At 56.6% G+C, this 15,293-nt stretch carries 17 protein-coding genes; 13 read left to right on the top strand and 4 right to left on the bottom strand.

Features of this window, described 5'->3' with window-relative positions; genetic code table 11:
• Positions 1–103: 103 nt before the first annotated feature.
• Both ABLV75_RS15380 and ABLV75_RS15375 read left to right on the top strand, forming a co-directional pair.
• A complete protein-coding gene (locus ABLV75_RS15380) occupies positions 104–742 on the top strand; it encodes a DUF1007 family protein (protein WP_004114434.1) in 639 nt (212 codons plus the stop codon).
• The gene (locus tag ABLV75_RS15375) at positions 733–1,713 is read left to right on the top strand and encodes a nickel/cobalt transporter (protein WP_004104516.1); all 981 of its coding nucleotides are present in this window, start codon (positions 733–735) and stop codon (positions 1,711–1,713) included. Before ABLV75_RS15380 ends, ABLV75_RS15375 begins: the two co-directional genes overlap by 10 nt.
• Positions 1,714–1,767: 54 nt before the next feature.
• On the opposite strand, the gene suhB is transcribed toward ABLV75_RS15375, so the two are convergent.
• On the bottom strand, positions 1,768–2,571 hold the full coding sequence (gene suhB, locus ABLV75_RS15370) for an inositol-1-monophosphatase (protein ID WP_004104514.1): 804 nt from the start codon (positions 2,569–2,571) through the stop codon (positions 1,768–1,770).
• A 120-nt stretch (positions 2,572–2,691) separates the two neighbouring features.
• On the opposite strand from suhB, the gene trmJ reads away from it, so the two are divergent.
• From trmJ to sseB, 11 genes are all read left to right on the top strand, one after another.
• Positions 2,692–3,429, top strand: a complete 738-nt coding sequence (gene trmJ, locus ABLV75_RS15365) for a tRNA (cytosine(32)/uridine(32)-2'-O)-methyltransferase TrmJ (protein WP_004114430.1) — start codon at positions 2,692–2,694, stop codon at positions 3,427–3,429.
• 251 nt (positions 3,430–3,680) lie between these two features.
• Entirely contained in the window at positions 3,681–4,172 is a 492-nt protein-coding gene (gene iscR, locus ABLV75_RS15360) for a Fe-S cluster assembly transcriptional regulator IscR (RefSeq protein WP_004104510.1), read from the top strand.
• Positions 4,173–4,347: 175 nt separating this feature from the next.
• Positions 4,348–5,562 carry a cysteine desulfurase gene (gene iscS, locus ABLV75_RS15355; protein WP_004134936.1) on the top strand — a complete coding sequence of 405 codons (1,215 nt, stop codon included), beginning with the start codon at positions 4,348–4,350 and terminating at the stop codon, positions 5,560–5,562.
• A 26-nt stretch (positions 5,563–5,588) separates the two neighbouring features.
• On the top strand, positions 5,589–5,975 hold the full coding sequence (gene iscU, locus ABLV75_RS15350) for a Fe-S cluster assembly scaffold IscU (RefSeq protein WP_002913991.1): 387 nt from the start codon (positions 5,589–5,591) through the stop codon (positions 5,973–5,975).
• 19 nt (positions 5,976–5,994) lie between these two features.
• Positions 5,995–6,318 (top strand): iron-sulfur cluster assembly protein IscA, encoded by a 324-nt coding sequence (iscA, locus tag ABLV75_RS15345; RefSeq protein WP_004104506.1) that lies wholly within the window; start codon positions 5,995–5,997, stop codon positions 6,316–6,318.
• A gap of 75 nt (positions 6,319–6,393) precedes the next feature.
• On the top strand, positions 6,394–6,909 hold the full coding sequence (gene hscB, locus ABLV75_RS15340) for a co-chaperone HscB (protein WP_004114426.1): 516 nt from the start codon (positions 6,394–6,396) through the stop codon (positions 6,907–6,909).
• 15 nt (positions 6,910–6,924) lie between these two features.
• Complete coding sequence (gene hscA / locus ABLV75_RS15335; RefSeq protein WP_004114424.1) at positions 6,925–8,775, top strand: Fe-S protein assembly chaperone HscA; 1,851 nt, start codon at positions 6,925–6,927, stop codon at positions 8,773–8,775.
• A gap of 1 nt (position 8,776) precedes the next feature.
• A complete protein-coding gene (fdx, locus tag ABLV75_RS15330) occupies positions 8,777–9,112 on the top strand; it encodes an ISC system 2Fe-2S type ferredoxin (RefSeq protein ID WP_004104503.1) in 336 nt (111 codons plus the stop codon).
• 1 nt (position 9,113) lies between these two features.
• Positions 9,114–9,314: a Fe-S cluster assembly protein IscX gene (gene iscX, locus ABLV75_RS15325; RefSeq protein WP_004104502.1), complete on the top strand. Its 201-nt coding sequence runs from the start codon at positions 9,114–9,116 to the stop codon at positions 9,312–9,314.
• 107 nt (positions 9,315–9,421) lie between these two features.
• A complete protein-coding gene (gene pepB / locus ABLV75_RS15320) occupies positions 9,422–10,708 on the top strand; it encodes an aminopeptidase PepB (protein WP_023329919.1) in 1,287 nt (428 codons plus the stop codon).
• 104 nt (positions 10,709–10,812) lie between these two features.
• The gene (gene sseB / locus ABLV75_RS15315; RefSeq protein WP_023329918.1) at positions 10,813–11,589 is read left to right on the top strand and encodes an enhanced serine sensitivity protein SseB; all 777 of its coding nucleotides are present in this window, start codon (positions 10,813–10,815) and stop codon (positions 11,587–11,589) included.
• Between the two features lie 39 nt (positions 11,590–11,628).
• Here the strand turns inward: sseB and sseA are convergent, their stop codons facing one another.
• From sseA to ABLV75_RS15300, 3 genes are all read right to left on the bottom strand, one after another.
• On the bottom strand, positions 11,629–12,474 hold the full coding sequence (sseA, locus tag ABLV75_RS15310; RefSeq protein WP_023329917.1) for a 3-mercaptopyruvate sulfurtransferase: 846 nt from the start codon (positions 12,472–12,474) through the stop codon (positions 11,629–11,631).
• Positions 12,475–12,598: 124 nt separating this feature from the next.
• Positions 12,599–13,783, bottom strand: a complete 1,185-nt coding sequence (locus tag ABLV75_RS15305) for a M20 family metallopeptidase (RefSeq protein WP_105890613.1) — start codon at positions 13,781–13,783, stop codon at positions 12,599–12,601.
• Between the two features lie 35 nt (positions 13,784–13,818).
• A complete protein-coding gene (locus ABLV75_RS15300; RefSeq protein WP_224358701.1) occupies positions 13,819–15,030 on the bottom strand; it encodes a hypothetical protein in 1,212 nt (403 codons plus the stop codon).
• Positions 15,031–15,293 lie beyond the last annotated feature (263 nt).

The following is a 15,293-nucleotide window of genomic DNA, read 5'->3' as shown; positions in this document are numbered from 1 at the left end:
TTTCGTTAAGAGTAGTTAATGTATTGCGGGTGAACAGGGCATTTCCGGGTCTTTACATCAGGATTGCTGGCGGGGTTCACAGAATTTTTCACGCGAGGAACAGATGAAGAGAGTGAAACAATGCGTCAGCGTAGCGTTTTTCATGTTTTTATCGCTATCTGCGGCGGCGCATCCGCACAGTTTCATTAGTCTGCAAACCGAGGCCGTAGCGGAAAATGGGCAACTTACCGGCTTTAAAATGCGCTGGACGATGGATGAAATCACCTCCGCCGATCTGCTCTATGATGCGGGCAACGCCAAACCCGGTAGCGAAATCTGGAAAAAGCTGGCGGCGGAAGTGATGGCTAACGTACTGGGCCAGCACTATTTCAGCGAGCTGTGGCATAACGGTGAGAGAGTGAAGTTTGATAATCGGCCCGATGGCTATGGCCTTGAGCGCAGCGGCCATCAGGCGGTACTCTCTTTTACTCTGCCGCTGGCGAAGCCGCAGCCTCTGGCCGGGCAAACCTTCACCTTTTCCACCTACGACCCAACTTATTATGTTGATATGTATTATGACCAGGACGCAGACTTTGTTCTGCCGGCTGCAATGACAGCGGGCTGCACGGCAAAAGTGATGACGCCGAAACCTAATGAAAAAATGTTGTCCTACGCGCAGTCGCTGGATAAAGCGGATGCGCCGCCGGAGGATATGGAACTGGGGAATTACTTCGCGCAAAAGGTAACGCTGCAATGTCAGTGATTTTTGCACAAAACGGCCGTTCGCCGCGCTGGCGTCAGCTGTGGCCGCTGGCGCTGTTTCTGCTGCTGGCAGCCGGAGCTGGCTTCTGGCTATGGCGGGCCTGGCCGCAGGTGCTGCTGCAAAGCGCGGTCTGGCAGCGCGCGCTGAATGTCGAACTGAGTCGGCTTCTGCAGGCGGTTGCGGAGAATCCTGCCGCTGCCGGGCTGTCGCTGCTGGGATTTAGCTTCGCCTACGGCGTCCTGCATGCGCTGGGGCCGGGGCATGGCAAGGTGGTCATAACCACCTGGCTGGCAACCCATCCATCGAAGCTGAAATCGAGCATCGGTCTGACCCTGGCCGCCTCGCTGCTGCAGGGGCTGGTGGCCATCGCCTTAATCGTCGTGGTGCTGACGCTGCTGCGGCTGCCGGCAAGACAGCTGCATCTGAGCAGCTTCTGGCTGGAAAAGGGAAGCTATCTGCTGGTCGGCGCGCTGGGCCTTTTGCTGTGCTGGCGTGCGCTAAAAAAGCTGCGCGTACTGCTGCGCCGGCCGACATTCACCGCCTTCACCGCGCATCACGTTCATCACGCCAACTGCGGCTGCGGGCATCAGCATCTGCCGGCGCCGGAACAGCTGCAAAGCGGCGACGACTGGCGGGCGCGGCTGGCTATCGTGCTGTCAATGGGGATGCGGCCCTGCTCCGGAGCGATTATGGTGCTGTTATTCAGCAAGGTTATCGGCGTATTTAGCTGGGGCATGGCGGCCGCGATGGCGATGGCGGCAGGTACCTCGTTAACGATTAGCGCGCTGGCCCTGCTGGTGCATGGCTTCCGTCAGCTGGCGGTCAGGCTGAGCGCCGGCCGGGCGCCGGCGCTGTGGAAGCAGATTGGCTGGGCAACGCTGGCGCTGGCCGGAGGCGTCATCTTACTGGCGGCGGCGATAGTGATGTGGAGCAGCGCGATGCCATCGGGCGGCGGCCTGCGTCCGTTTTGAAGCGATAAAAAAAGGAAGCCGCGGCTTCCTTTTTGTTTTTCATGCGGTGAGAAATTAACGCTTCAGCGCTTCGCTCAGCTGCTCGCGCATATTGGCCAGCATCGCTTTCACAACGCGCGGGTTGCCTGCAACGATGTTGCCGGTCAGCAGGTAGTTATGGCCACCGGTAAAGTCGCAGACGATAGCGCCGGCTTCACGGGCGATCAGCTCGCCGGCCGCGAAATCCCACGGTTTCAGCGCGATTTCAAAGTAGCCGTCAACGCGGCCAGCAGCAACGTAGGCCAGATCCAGGGCGGCGGAACCGGTACGGCGGAAGTCCGCGCATTCGGTAAACATGTTGCCGAGGATGTTCATGTAGGAGGTCGCATGCTGTTTTGCTTTGAACGGGAAGCCGGTGGCGATGATCGTGCCATCGAGATCGCGAGCGCTGCTGCCGCGCAGGCGGTAGCCGTTCAGCTGCGCGCCCTGACCGCGGGTTGCGGTAAACAGTTCGTTACGCATTGGATCGTAAACCACGGCTACTTCAGTACGGCCTTTAATGCGTACGGCAATGGATACGGCGAAGTGGGGTAGACGTTTTACAAAGTTGGTGGTGCCATCCAGTGGATCGATAACCCATTGAACATCCTGATCTTCACCAGCGTGCTCACCGCTTTCTTCGGTGATGATGGTGTGCTGCGGGTAAGATTTGCGAATGGTTTCGATAATCATCGCCTCTGCGGCTTTATCGACGTTGGTCACAAAATCATTGCTGCCTTTCTGGCTGGTTTCTACGGAGTCAGGGGTTTCGTAGTGCTTGGCAATTAAATTACCCGCCTTGCGCGCTGCGCGCACGGCGATGTTCAGCATCGGATGCATCGGTATCTCTCACTGGATGTTAAAGAACAGGAAAAAACGGCGCATATAGTAACAGTGAAATCTGCTTATGTCTCCGTTTTATGATAGCATGCACGAATAATCTTTAGCCGAAGAACCATAATGCTGCAAAATATTCGAATCGTACTGGTAGAAACCTCACACACCGGCAATATGGGCTCCGTCGCCCGCGCAATGAAAACCATGGGGTTAACCAACCTCTGGCTGGTCAATCCTCTGGTTAAACCTGATTCTCAGGCCATCGCTCTGGCGGCCGGAGCCAGCGACGTGATTGGCAATGCCAACATCGTTGATACCCTCGATGAAGCCCTGGCGGGATGCAGCCTGGTCGTGGGAACCAGCGCCCGTTCTCGCACGCTGCCGTGGCCGATGCTCGATCCGCGTGAATGCGGTCTGAAAAGCGTTGCGGAAGCGAAGCATGCGCCGATCGCGCTGGTATTTGGCCGCGAACGCGTAGGCCTGACTAACGAAGAGCTGCAGAAGTGTCACTACCACGTGGCGATTGCCGCGAATCCGGAATACAGTTCGCTGAACCTGGCGATGGCGGTACAGGTTATCTCCTATGAAGTCCGGATGGCCTGGCTGGCGGCGCAGGAACAAAATGAACCTGTCGTTGAGCATGAGGAAACCCCGTATCCGCTGGTGGATGATTTAGAGCGTTTCTACGGTCATCTGGAGCAGACGCTGCTGGCAACCGGATTTATTCGCGCCAGCCACCCGGGTCAGGTGATGAACAAACTGCGCCGTTTGTTTACTCGCGCCCGTCCGGAAAGCCAGGAGCTAAACATCCTGCGCGGCATGCTGGCGTCAATTGAGCAGCAGCAGAAAAATAAAGAATAATAGTGCCCGCCGTTGCCCGGCGGCGCGATGCTGGCACGGTCGTTGCGGGTTCCCCTCTCCCTGTGGAAGAGGGGCGGAGTGAGGGCGTCAGGCCGCGCTGAAGTGAAACGGCACGGAAAGCCAAATACCTGACTAAAACAGTCAAGTAAATAGTTGACCAATTTACTCGGGAATGTCAGACTTGCCCTTGCTATGCAATACCCATATTAATAAAAAGCCCGGGCAGGGGCGAGTTTGAGGTTAAGTAAGACATGAGACTGACATCTAAAGGGCGTTATGCCGTGACCGCGATGCTTGACGTTGCGCTCAACTCTGAATCGGGTCCGGTTCCGTTGGCTGATATTTCAGAGCGTCAGGGAATTTCGCTTTCCTATCTGGAACAGCTGTTCTCTCGCCTGCGCAAAAATGGTCTGGTTTCCAGCGTACGTGGTCCAGGCGGCGGTTATCTGTTAGGTAAAGAAGCGGGTAGCATCGCAGTTGGCGAAGTTATCAGCGCAGTAGACGAATCCGTTGACGCCACCCGTTGTCAGGGTAAAGGCGGCTGCCAGGGCGGCGATAAGTGCCTTACTCACGCGCTGTGGCGCGATCTGAGCGAGCGACTGACCGGTTTTCTGAATAACATCACGCTGGGCGAACTGGTGAATAACCAGGAAATCCTCGATGTCTCCGGTCGTCAGCACAACCATGAATCCCAGCGTAATACCCGTGCTCAGGACGCTATCGACGTCAAACTGCGCGCGTAGTTCTCGTTCAGTTTCATCTTGCAGCGATGTGCTGCAAGCTGAAACGAACTGAGTAAAAAAGATAAAAAGATTTTCGAATCAGGCCGGGATGCTCCGACATCCTGTGTACTCGGTCGTACATCCAGCCGGTTGCCTGATTCCTTGCATTGAAGCGATGTACGGAGTTTATAGAGCAATGAAATTACCGATCTATCTCGATTACTCCGCAACCACGCCGGTGGACCCGCGTGTTGCCGAGAAAATGATGCAGTTCCTGACCCTGGACGGGACCTTTGGTAACCCGGCCTCTCGTTCACACCGTTTTGGCTGGCAGGCTGAAGAGGCGGTAGATATCGCCCGTAATCAGATTGCCGAGCTGGTCGGCGCTGACCCGCGCGAAATCGTTTTTACCTCCGGCGCGACGGAATCCGATAACCTGGCGATTAAAGGTGCAGCCAACTTTTATCAGAAAAAAGGCAAGCACATCATCACCAGCAAAACCGAACACAAAGCCGTGCTGGATACCTGCCGTCAGCTGGAGCGCGAAGGGTTTGAAGTGACCTACCTCGCCCCGCAGCGTAACGGCATTATCGATTTAAAAGAGCTGGAAGCCGCGATGCGTGATGACACCATCCTGGTTTCCATTATGCACGTGAATAACGAAATCGGCGTGGTGCAGGATATCGCTACCATCGGCGAGATGTGCCGTGCCCGCGGTATCATTTACCACGTTGACGCGACCCAGAGCGTGGGCAAGCTGCCTATCGACCTGAGCCAGCTGAAAGTGGACCTGATGTCCTTCTCCGGCCACAAAATCTACGGCCCGAAAGGCATCGGCGCGCTGTACGTGCGTCGTAAACCGCGTATTCGTATCGAAGCGCAGATGCACGGCGGCGGTCACGAGCGCGGCATGCGTTCCGGGACGCTGCCAGTCCACCAGATCGTCGGTATGGGTGAAGCTTACCGTATCGCGAAAGAAGAGATGGAAAGCGAAATGGCCCGCCTGCGCGGCCTGCGTAACCGTCTGTGGGACGGCGTAAAAGATATGGAAGAGGTCTACCTGAACGGCGATCTCGAGCAGGGCGCGCCGAACATTCTCAACGTCAGCTTTAACTACGTTGAAGGCGAGTCGCTGATTATGGCGCTGAAAGACCTGGCGGTCTCCTCCGGTTCAGCCTGTACTTCCGCAAGCCTCGAGCCGTCCTACGTGCTGCGCGCGCTGGGGATGACCGACGAGCTGGCGCATAGCTCTATTCGTTTCTCTTTAGGTCGTTTTACTACCGAAGAAGAGATTGACTACACCATCAATCTGGTCCGTAACTCCATCGGCCGTCTGCGCGAACTCTCTCCGCTGTGGGAAATGTTCAAGCAGGGCGTGGATTTGAACAGCATTGAATGGTCACATCACTAATTCGGCACCAATAAGGAGAATTCATCATGGCTTACAGCGAAAAAGTTATCGATCATTACGAGAATCCGCGCAACGTCGGCTCTTTCGACAATAGCGACGAAAACGTCGGCAGCGGTATGGTTGGCGCACCGGCGTGCGGCGACGTGATGAAGTTGCAGATTAAAGTCAACAATGAAGGTATCATTGAAGACGCGCGTTTCAAGACCTACGGCTGCGGTTCCGCTATTGCCTCCAGCTCCCTGGTAACCGAATGGGTGAAAGGGAAGTCGCTGGACGAAGCTCAGGCGATTAAAAACACCGATATCGCCGACGAGCTCGAACTGCCGCCGGTGAAAATTCACTGCTCTATTCTGGCGGAAGACGCGATTAAAGCCGCGATTGCGGATTACAAAAGCAAACGTGAAGCAAAATAATTAAGAGTTGAGGTTTGTTATGTCGATTACTTTAAGCGACAGTGCAGCAGCGCGAGTCAACACCTTTCTGGCCAACCGCGGTAAAGGGTTTGGTCTGCGCCTGGGAGTCAGAACTTCCGGCTGCTCGGGTATGGCTTATGTACTGGAGTTTGTTGACGAGCCGGCGGCAGAAGACACCGTGTTTGAAGACAAAGGCGTGAAGGTCGTGATCGACGGCAAAAGCTTGCAGTTCCTCGACGGCACGCAGCTGGACTTCGTCAAAGAAGGTCTTAACGAAGGGTTTAAGTTCACCAACCCGAACGTGAAAGACGAGTGCGGCTGCGGCGAAAGCTTTAACGTGTAATTGCAATGTCATCTAAACCCCACTGCGGACATCCGTAAGTGGGGTTTGCTTTATCTCGTTAACCCTGAGGTTGTTATGGACTATTTTACCCTCTTCGGGTTACCGGCCAGCTATACCCTTTCGTTAGAACCTCTGGCTGCCCGGTACCAGGAGCTACAGCGCCAGTATCACCCGGACAAGTTCGCCAGCGGCAGCGCGGCCGAACAGCTTGCCGCGGTGCAGCAGTCCGCCACCATCAATCAGGCGTGGCAAACCCTTCGCCACCCGCTGACCCGCGCCGAATATCTCCTTTCGCTTCACGGATTCGATCTCGCCAGCGAGCAGCATACCGTGCGCGATACCGCGTTCCTGATGGAACAGCTGGAACTGCGCGAAGAGCTTGATGAGATAGGCAAGGCGAAAGATGAAGCGCGGCTGGAAAGTTTTATCAAGCGGGTCAAAGCGCAATTTGATATCCGGCATCAGCTGATGGTTGAACAACTGAATAACGAGACGTGGGAGGCGGCGGCGGATACCGTGCGCAAGCTGCGTTTTCTCGATAAACTGCGAAGCAGTGCGGAACAACTCGAAGAAAAACTGCTCGATTTTTAATTTTCGGAAGCAATTATGGCCTTATTACAAATTAGTGAGCCTGGCCTGAGCGCCGCGCCGCACCAGCGACGTCTGGCGGCGGGTATCGACCTGGGCACCACCAATTCACTGGTTGCTACCGTGCGTAGCGGCCAGGCCGAAACTCTGCCCGACCATCAGGGGCGCTATTTGCTGCCATCGGTGGTGAACTATCAGGCTTCGGGTTTGACGGTGGGCTACGACGCGCGACAAAACGCCGCTCAGGATCCGGTCAACACCATTAGCTCCGTCAAACGCATGATGGGGCGCTCTTTGGCCGATATCGAGGCCCGCTACCCGCATCTGCCTTATCACCTGCAGGCCAGCGAAAACGGCCTGCCGATGATTCAGACAACGGGCGGACTGCTCAATCCGGTTCGCGTCTCTGCCGATATTCTGAAGGCGCTGGCCGCACGCGCCACCGAGGCGCTGGCGGGCGAGCTTGACGGCGTAGTGATCACCGTGCCGGCCTACTTCGATGATGCCCAGCGTCAGGGTACCAAAGATGCCGCGCGTCTGGCGGGCCTGCACGTCCTGCGTCTTCTGAACGAACCCACTGCGGCGGCGATTGCCTACGGTCTGGACTCCGGTCAGGAAGGAACTATCGCTGTTTACGATCTCGGCGGCGGCACTTTTGATATCTCCGTGCTGCGCTTGAGTCGCGGCGTATTTGAAGTCCTGGCGACCGGCGGCGATTCCGCGCTCGGCGGTGACGATTTCGATCATCTGTTGGCCGATTATCTGCGCGAGCAGGCTGGCCTGAACGATCGCAGCGATAACCGCCTGCAGCGTGAGCTGCTCGACGCGGCCATCGCGGCGAAAATCGCCCTCAGCGATGCCGATACGGCGCGGGTGAATGTCGGTGGCTGGCAGGGTGAAGTGACCCGCAGCCAGTTTAATGAGCTGATCGCGCCGCTGGTAAAACGTACATTGTTGGCCTGCCGTCGCGCGTTGAAAGATGCAGGCGTTGAGGCGCAAGAGGTTCTGGAAGTGGTGATGGTGGGCGGCTCGACCCGCGTGCCGCTGGTGCGTGAACGCGTCGGCGAATTCTTTGGCCGTACGCCGCTGACCTCTATCGATCCGGATAAAGTCGTCGCCATCGGCGCGGCGATTCAGGCGGACATTCTGGTAGGCAATAAGCCGGATAGCGAACTGCTGCTGCTTGATGTCATCCCACTCTCCCTGGGGCTGGAAACCATGGGTGGCCTGGTGGAAAAGGTTATTCCGCGTAACACCACCATACCTGTCGCGCGCGCGCAGGAGTTCACCACCTTCAAAGATGGCCAGACGGCGATGTCTATCCATGTTATGCAGGGCGAGCGCGAGCTAGTGCAGGACTGCCGTTCCCTGGCGCGCTTTGCGCTGCGCGGCATTCCGGCATTACCGGCGGGCGGGGCGCATATTCGCGTGACCTTCCAGGTGGATGCCGACGGTCTGCTGAGCGTGACGGCGATGGAGAAATCGACCGGCGTCGAGGCCTCAATTCAGGTGAAGCCGTCCTACGGTCTGACCGATGGCGAGATCGCCAGCATGATTAAAGATTCGATGAGCTACGCCGAACAGGACGTCCAGGCGCGTATGCTGGCCGAGCAAAAAGTTGAAGCCGCACGCGTGCTGGAAAGTCTGGTCAGCGCGCTGGCCGCCGACGCCGCGCTGTTAAGCGCCGCAGAGCGTCAGGCTATCGATGACGCCGCGGAGCAAGTACGCGCCGCAGCGGCAGGCGATGATGCCGATGCAATCAAAGAAGCGATTAAAAATATCGACACACAAACCCAGGAATTTGCCGCACGTCGTATGGATCAATCGGTCCGTATCGCGCTGAAAGGCCAATCCGTGGACGAGGTTTAAAATGCCAAAAATTGTTTTTCTGCCCCACCAGGACCTGTGTCCGGATGGCGTAGTTGTGGAAGCTGAGACCGGTGAGACCATTCTTGATGCTGCTCTGCGTAGCGGCATTGAGATTGAACACGCCTGCGAAAAATCCTGTGCCTGCACCACCTGCCACTGCATCGTGCGCGAAGGCTTTGACTCGCTGGCTGAAAGTACCGAAGATGAAGACGACATGCTGGATAAGGCCTGGGGGCTTGAACCCGACAGCCGTCTGAGCTGCCAGGCGCGGGTGACTGACGAAGATTTGGTCATCGAAATTCCGCGTTACACCATCAACCACGCACGCGAGCATTAATATGGGACTTAAATGGACCGATAGTCGTGAAATCGGCGAAGCGCTGTACGACGCTTTCCCGGATCTCGACCCGAAAACCGTTCGCTTCACCGATCTGCATCAGTGGATTTGCGACCTGGAAGAGTTTGATGACGATCCAAACGCATCCAATGAAAAAATTCTTGAGGCGATTCTGCTAGTCTGGTTAGACGAAGCCGAATAATTTTCGCGTCATGATTTACCCGGTGGTTTTAAGCCGAGTGAATCAACGAGCGAAAGAACTTTACGGGCTGCCATACGGCGGCCCGTTTGCTAAGAAGGATAATGATAATGACCGAAGCTATGAAAATTACGCTTACCGCTCAGCCAGCCGATGCGCGCTGGGGAGAAAAAGCGTCTTACAGCATGAATAACGACGGCATCGCCCTGCACCTGAACGGCAAAGACGACCTGGGTTTGATTCAGCGCGCGGCGCGTAAAATTGACGGCATGGGTATTAAACATGTCGCGCTTGACGGCGAGGGCTGGGATACCGACCGCGCATGGGCGTTCTGGGCGGGTTATAAAGGCCCGAAAGGCAGTCGCAAAGTTGAGTGGCCAGCTCTTGACGATGTGCAGAAAAGCGAACTGGATAACCGCCTGACCATTATTGACTGGGTGCGCGACACCATCAACGCCCCGGCGGAAGAGCTGGGGCCGGAACAGCTGGCGCAGCGTGCGGTAGACCTGCTGTGCAGCGTGGCCTGCGATAACGTCTCTTATCGCATCACTAAGGGCGAAGATCTGCGCGAGCAGAACTACCTGGGCCTCCACACCGTCGGCCGCGGATCCGAGCGTCCGCCGGTCCTGCTGGCGCTGGACTATAACCCGACTGGCGACAAAGAAGCTCCGGTATACGCCTGTCTGGTCGGCAAAGGCATTACCTTTGACTCAGGCGGATACAGCATCAAGCAGAGCGCATTTATGGACTCAATGAAGTCCGATATGGGCGGCGCGGCGACGGTAACCGGCGCGCTGGCGTTCGCCATTACTCGCGGCCTGAACAAGCGCGTGAAGCTGTATCTGTGCTGTGCCGATAACCTGATTAGCGGTAACGCCTTCAAACTGGGCGATATTATTCACTATCGCAACGGCAAAACCGTGGAAATCATGAACACCGATGCGGAAGGTCGTCTGGTGCTGGCGGACGGCTTGATCGATGCTTCGGCGCAAAAGCCGGAGCTGATCATCGATGCCGCCACGCTGACCGGCGCGGCGAAAACCGCGCTGGGCAATGACTATCACGCCCTGTTCAGCTTTGACGACAGGCTGGCGAATCGACTGCTGGCGAGCGCGCAGGCTGAAAACGAAGCTTTCTGGCGTCTGCCGCTGGCTGAGTTCCACCGCGGCCAGCTGCCGTCCAACTTTGCTGAACTGAACAATACCGGCAGCGCGGCCTATCCGGCCGGCGCCAGCACCGCGGCGGGCTTCCTGTCCCACTTCGTGGAGAATTACCATGAAGGCTGGCTGCACATCGACTGCTCGGCGACCTACCGCAAATCTGCGGTTGAGCAGTGGTCGGCGGGCGCGACCGGCCTCGGCGTGCGCACTATTGCGAATCTGTTGACCGCGGAATAACTTTTTCCCCTCACCCTGACTCTCTCCCTGAGGATGAGACAACGTTCGGTTTTCTCCCGCTGAGGAGAGCGTCGGGGCGGAGGGATCATCGTTGTGGAACTACTATGTCCGAAACTAAAAATGAGCTAGAAATCCTGCTGGAGAAGGCGGCTATAGAACCAGGCCATCGTCCGGCTTTTTTCCGCAGTTTGCTGGAAGCCACCGTTTGGGTACCGGGAGCCGCCGCGCAGGGCGAGCAGGTCGTTGAAGACAGCGTACTGGATCTGCAGCACTGGGAAAAAGATGATGGTACATCGGTCATTCCTTTCTTCACCTCGCTGGCGGCGCTGCAGCAGGCCGTTGAGGACGAACAGTCTTTCGTGGTGATGCCGGTGCGCACGCTATTTGCCATGACCCTCGGCGAGACGCTCTATCTCAATGCCAAACTCGCCACCGGCAAAGAGTTTGCGCCGCGTGAGATCAGCCATCTGCTGGGCGAAGAGGGCAGCCCGCTCAGCACCCAGACCGTGCTGGAAGGCGGAGAGTCGCTGCTGCTGTCTGAGGTTGCCGAGCCGCCTGCGCAGATGGTGGACTCGCTGACCGCGTTGTTTAAGACGCTGAAAACGGTGAAGCGCGCGTTTTTATGCTCTATCAAAGACAGCGCCGATGCGCCAGCCAACCTGCTGATTGGCATTGAAGCGGAAGGCGATATTGAGGAGGTTATTCAGGCGACCGGCAGCGTGGCGACCGATACGCTTCCCGGCGATGAGCCGATTGACATCTGTCAGGTGGTGGAGGGTGAAAAGGGAATTAGCCACTTTATGATCGCCCACATTACGCCGTTTTATGAAAAGCGCTGGGGCAGCTTCCTGCGCGACTTTAAGCAAAATCGAATTATTTAACACAACGGGGGCCCGGGCCCCCGTTGTGCTATCTACTGCCTACTGGGCCGGCTCAATCGGTAAATCCGTCCGCGCGCCCCATTCGCTCCATGAGCCGTCGTACAGGCTAACGCCGTTAACGCCGAGAGTAGTGAGCGCCAGCACGACGACCGCCGCCGTTACGCCGGAGCCGCAGCTGGCAATAATCGGCCGTTCAAAATCGACGCCCTGACGCGCAAAAATCTCGTTGAGTTCATCGGTGGTTTTAAGTTCGCCGTTAATCACCAGTTCAGTCCACGGCACGTTTAGCGCGCCGGGAATATGCCCGCAGCGCAGGCCCGGTCGCGGCTCTGCCACCTGGCCATTAAAGCGCCCTGCCGGACGCGCATCGACGATCTGCGCCGATCCTTCATGGCTGACCAGCAGCACATCGGTCAGCCGCTTGACCGCCAGCGGATCGACGCGTCCGTCAAAATCCCCTTCCGGCAGTTCGGGAAGGCCTTGCTCCAGCGGTAGCCCATCGCGGCGCCAGCCTTCCAGCCCACCCGCAACAATCGACACCTTTTCAACGCCGAACGTGCGCAGCATCCACCAGGCGCGCGGCGCAGAGAAGAGATTACCTTCATCGTATACCACCAGGTGCTTATCGCTGCTGACGCCTAGTTCGCGCATGGCGACGGCAAACGCCTCCGCGCGCGGCATCATGTGCGGCAGCGGGCTGGTGTGATCGGAGAGGGCTTCGATATCAAAAAAGACGGCGCCGGGAATATGACCGGCCTGATACTCAGCGTTAAGATCGCGCTCTTCCTGTCCCGGCGGCGCCATCCGCGCGTCGATAATCTGGATTTCCGGGTCATCAATATGCTCTGCCAGCCAGTCGGCAGCGACAAAAAACGAGGTAGACATGAGTGCCTCCGTGTCATCAACAATAGAGTGATTGTTGTTGTTTTTTGCGATATCGACAAGGCATTTTCAAGAAGAGGCGGTGGGAATGTGATGCTCCCCCGAGCTGCGTCGGGGGAGGGGGCGCTTAAAACGCGTTTTGCTGCAGATAGCGCCAGGCGTACTGCGCGTACAGTTCAGCGCCGCTTTTCATTACCTGCTCGTCAATATTAAAGCAGCCATGATGGTGCGCGTAGTCGCTGCCTTTCTCTTTATTTCCTGAGCCAAGCAGCGCAAAGGCGCCGGGGATATTTTCCATATAAAAACTGAAATCTTCTCCGCCGGTAGTCGGCTTTTCGTTGAAAAGGACGCTATCGCCGAATGCGTCGCGGATAACCGACTGCGCCAGCAGCGCGCTGCGCTCTTCGTTGATCACCGGTAGCGTACCGTAGCAGTAGTCAACCTGAGCGGTCGCCCCATACACTGCGGCGGTATGCTCGGCATAGCGGCTAATCGCCGTCTCCAGCCGCTGGCGCGCTTCAAGACTAAAGCAGCGTACGGTACCGTCAAGAACGGCGTTTTCAGCGATGACGTTAAAGCGCGTGCCGACATCCATTTTGCCGATAGTCACTACCGCAGATTCCAGCGGGGAAGTTTCTCGCGCCACAATAGCCTGTAGATTCATCACGAAAGCGGAAGCGACGACCGCCGCATCGACGCAGGCCTCCGGCATCGAACCATGGCCGCCGCGGCCGCGGAAGGTCACTTTCAGTAAATCGGCTGAGGCAAAGGATGAACCGACGTTACAGGAGATTTTTCCGGACGGCGTGCCCGACCAGATATGCATTCCGAAAACGTTATCCACGTTATCAATCGCCCCCTGCTGTATCATCGCCTTTGCCCCTTCGGCAATCTCTTCCGCAGGCTGAAAGATGAGCCGTACGTTGCCCGTCAGCTGTTCGCGAACATCATATAATGCATGGGCGGCGGTCAGCAGCATGGCGGTATGGGCGTCGTGGCCGCAGGCGTGCATTTTCCCGGGCGTTTGTGATTTATAGTCGAGCGGATCGTTCAGCTCCCGTACCGGCAGCGCATCCATATCGGCGCGCAGAGCTACGGTTTTACCCGGCTTGCCGCCGATGATGTCGGCGATGATTCCGGTGGGATGAGTGCGGCGGTAAGGGATACCGATGGCCTCCAGTCCGGCGGCGACGCGATCCGTCGTGCGCTTCTCCTCCCAGGGTAGTTCCGGATGGGCGTGCAGGTCGCGGCGAAAAGCGATCATCGCCTGTTCTTGTCTGGCGATAATCGCGGTGATGTCAGGGTTAATCATCAATGGCTCCATAATTTGCTAAAAATTCAACGCGCTCAACCGATCGCCGGCGTCAGGTAGCCGACCAGAATTCCGGCTAACACCACCGAAACCATGGTGACGGAGACGAATCCGCCAACCAGCATCGGGCCCAGCATATGGTGGGTGAGCATCTGGCGCTCTTTTTCATCGTGGGTGAGGGCGTTGATGGCCTCGTTGGTAATAATGTAGTCGGCGGGAAAACCGTACAGCGCGGTCAAAGAGATGGCGAATGCCATCGGACCGCTGACGCCAAGCAGTTTTCCGACCAGCCAGGAGACAACAAACATACCTATCACCGCCGTGGCGATTAACACTACCATCGGGAATAGCAGACGCAGCAGCATCTCCGGCGTGGCTTTGTTCAACGTATCAAAGATAAAGAGCATCAACGCCATAATGGCGAAGCCAAAGCCGTTAGCCTTATGCAGTGTATGTTTTTCCAGGAAGCCTAACGAGGTAAATACGACGCCAAAAAACAGACACAGTACGAAGGGGCTGATATTCACGATTGGCTTTGCGAGGTCAGCGACGATCCAGGCCAGACAGCCGACCAGCGCCAGACGCAGGAATTTAAAGTAATTGCTGTTGTAGCTGACGGGGATTTTACTGAACAGGCGCGGCATTTTCTCCTCGCCGACGGCGAGCATCGCGTGCTCTTCGGCAATGTCATCAGGGCGCTGTTCGCCGCTGCGGTAGCGGGCAAGCAGCGTTTTGCCTTCTCGTTGCAGCATAATCGCGGTCAGCGGATATCCGGCGAACCCCTGCATCACGTAAATCAAAATGGCAAAAACCGACAGGTCTACCAGGCCGGCGTTACTGGCGCCCTGCGACATAATCAGCGATGACACGATACCCCCGACCAGCGGAGGAATGGTGACCAGCGCGGTGTTAAGATCGAATAGCATCATGCTCACCGCAAAGACGGCCACCGCGATCCCGGCAATACCGGCGAGAGAGATGACCACGGTCTTCCACTGCTGCGCCAGCTCTTTCAGCGACAGCAGGGTGCCCATATTCGTGATTAACAGATACATGAGCATTATGGCAACTGGCGTACCGATCCCGGCCCGGCTAATGATATCTGCCGGAAAAAATGTCCAGTAGCCGACTAAAAACAGAACGGCGCAGACAAATACCGAGGGAATCCAGGCTTTTGTGCGGGTAGAAACAACGTCGCCGATATAAAGAATTAAAATAATAATCGACAGTGCGACCATTTGAGACATAAATAACTTCCATATTATTTATCCCATATAAGGAATATGAGATGGGTTGATGTTGTGCTTTCTGGAAGACTGTGGAACGGACAGTCACTATCATCGCCAGGGTAATGATTTATATTTTAAAGGCATTGATATCCCGAACAATAAATAGAAAGCTCGCGCCTTGTCAATTTATATGGCCGGAGAGACGGGAATTTCAGAATAAAAAGTGCCGATGGTTGAGGATATTAAAGGTCGAGGTAAGAAAAATCGTAGCGCGATATATC

Source organism: Klebsiella sp. CN_Kp066, from assembly GCF_040065135.1.
Taxonomy (GTDB): Bacteria; Pseudomonadota; Gammaproteobacteria; order Enterobacterales; family Enterobacteriaceae; genus Klebsiella; species Klebsiella oxytoca.
Note: the sequence above shows the minus strand (reverse complement) of the source record. Positions and strands in the feature narration are given on the sequence as shown.

Coding starts and splice junctions, on each gene's coding strand:
- trmJ (WP_004114430.1), top strand. CDS start 2,692: ATGCTGCAAAATATTCGAATCGTACTGGTAGAAACCTCACACACCGGC.
- iscA (WP_004104506.1), top strand. CDS start 5,995: ATGTCGATTACTTTAAGCGACAGTGCAGCAGCGCGAGTCAACACCTTT.
- ABLV75_RS15380 (WP_004114434.1), top strand. CDS start 104: ATGAAGAGAGTGAAACAATGCGTCAGCGTAGCGTTTTTCATGTTTTTA.
- iscS (WP_004134936.1), top strand. CDS start 4,348: ATGAAATTACCGATCTATCTCGATTACTCCGCAACCACGCCGGTGGAC.
- iscR (WP_004104510.1), top strand. CDS start 3,681: ATGAGACTGACATCTAAAGGGCGTTATGCCGTGACCGCGATGCTTGAC.
- sseB (WP_023329918.1), top strand. CDS start 10,813: ATGTCCGAAACTAAAAATGAGCTAGAAATCCTGCTGGAGAAGGCGGCT.
- iscX (WP_004104502.1), top strand. CDS start 9,114: ATGGGACTTAAATGGACCGATAGTCGTGAAATCGGCGAAGCGCTGTAC.
- sseA (WP_023329917.1), bottom strand. CDS start 12,474: ATGTCTACCTCGTTTTTTGTCGCTGCCGACTGGCTGGCAGAGCATATT.
- ABLV75_RS15300 (WP_224358701.1), bottom strand. CDS start 15,030: ATGTCTCAAATGGTCGCACTGTCGATTATTATTTTAATTCTTTATATC.
- hscB (WP_004114426.1), top strand. CDS start 6,394: ATGGACTATTTTACCCTCTTCGGGTTACCGGCCAGCTATACCCTTTCG.
- fdx (WP_004104503.1), top strand. CDS start 8,777: ATGCCAAAAATTGTTTTTCTGCCCCACCAGGACCTGTGTCCGGATGGC.
- pepB (WP_023329919.1), top strand. CDS start 9,422: ATGACCGAAGCTATGAAAATTACGCTTACCGCTCAGCCAGCCGATGCG.
- hscA (WP_004114424.1), top strand. CDS start 6,925: ATGGCCTTATTACAAATTAGTGAGCCTGGCCTGAGCGCCGCGCCGCAC.
- ABLV75_RS15305 (WP_105890613.1), bottom strand. CDS start 13,783: ATGATTAACCCTGACATCACCGCGATTATCGCCAGACAAGAACAGGCG.
- ABLV75_RS15375 (WP_004104516.1), top strand. CDS start 733: ATGTCAGTGATTTTTGCACAAAACGGCCGTTCGCCGCGCTGGCGTCAG.
- iscU (WP_002913991.1), top strand. CDS start 5,589: ATGGCTTACAGCGAAAAAGTTATCGATCATTACGAGAATCCGCGCAAC.
- suhB (WP_004104514.1), bottom strand. CDS start 2,571: ATGCATCCGATGCTGAACATCGCCGTGCGCGCAGCGCGCAAGGCGGGT.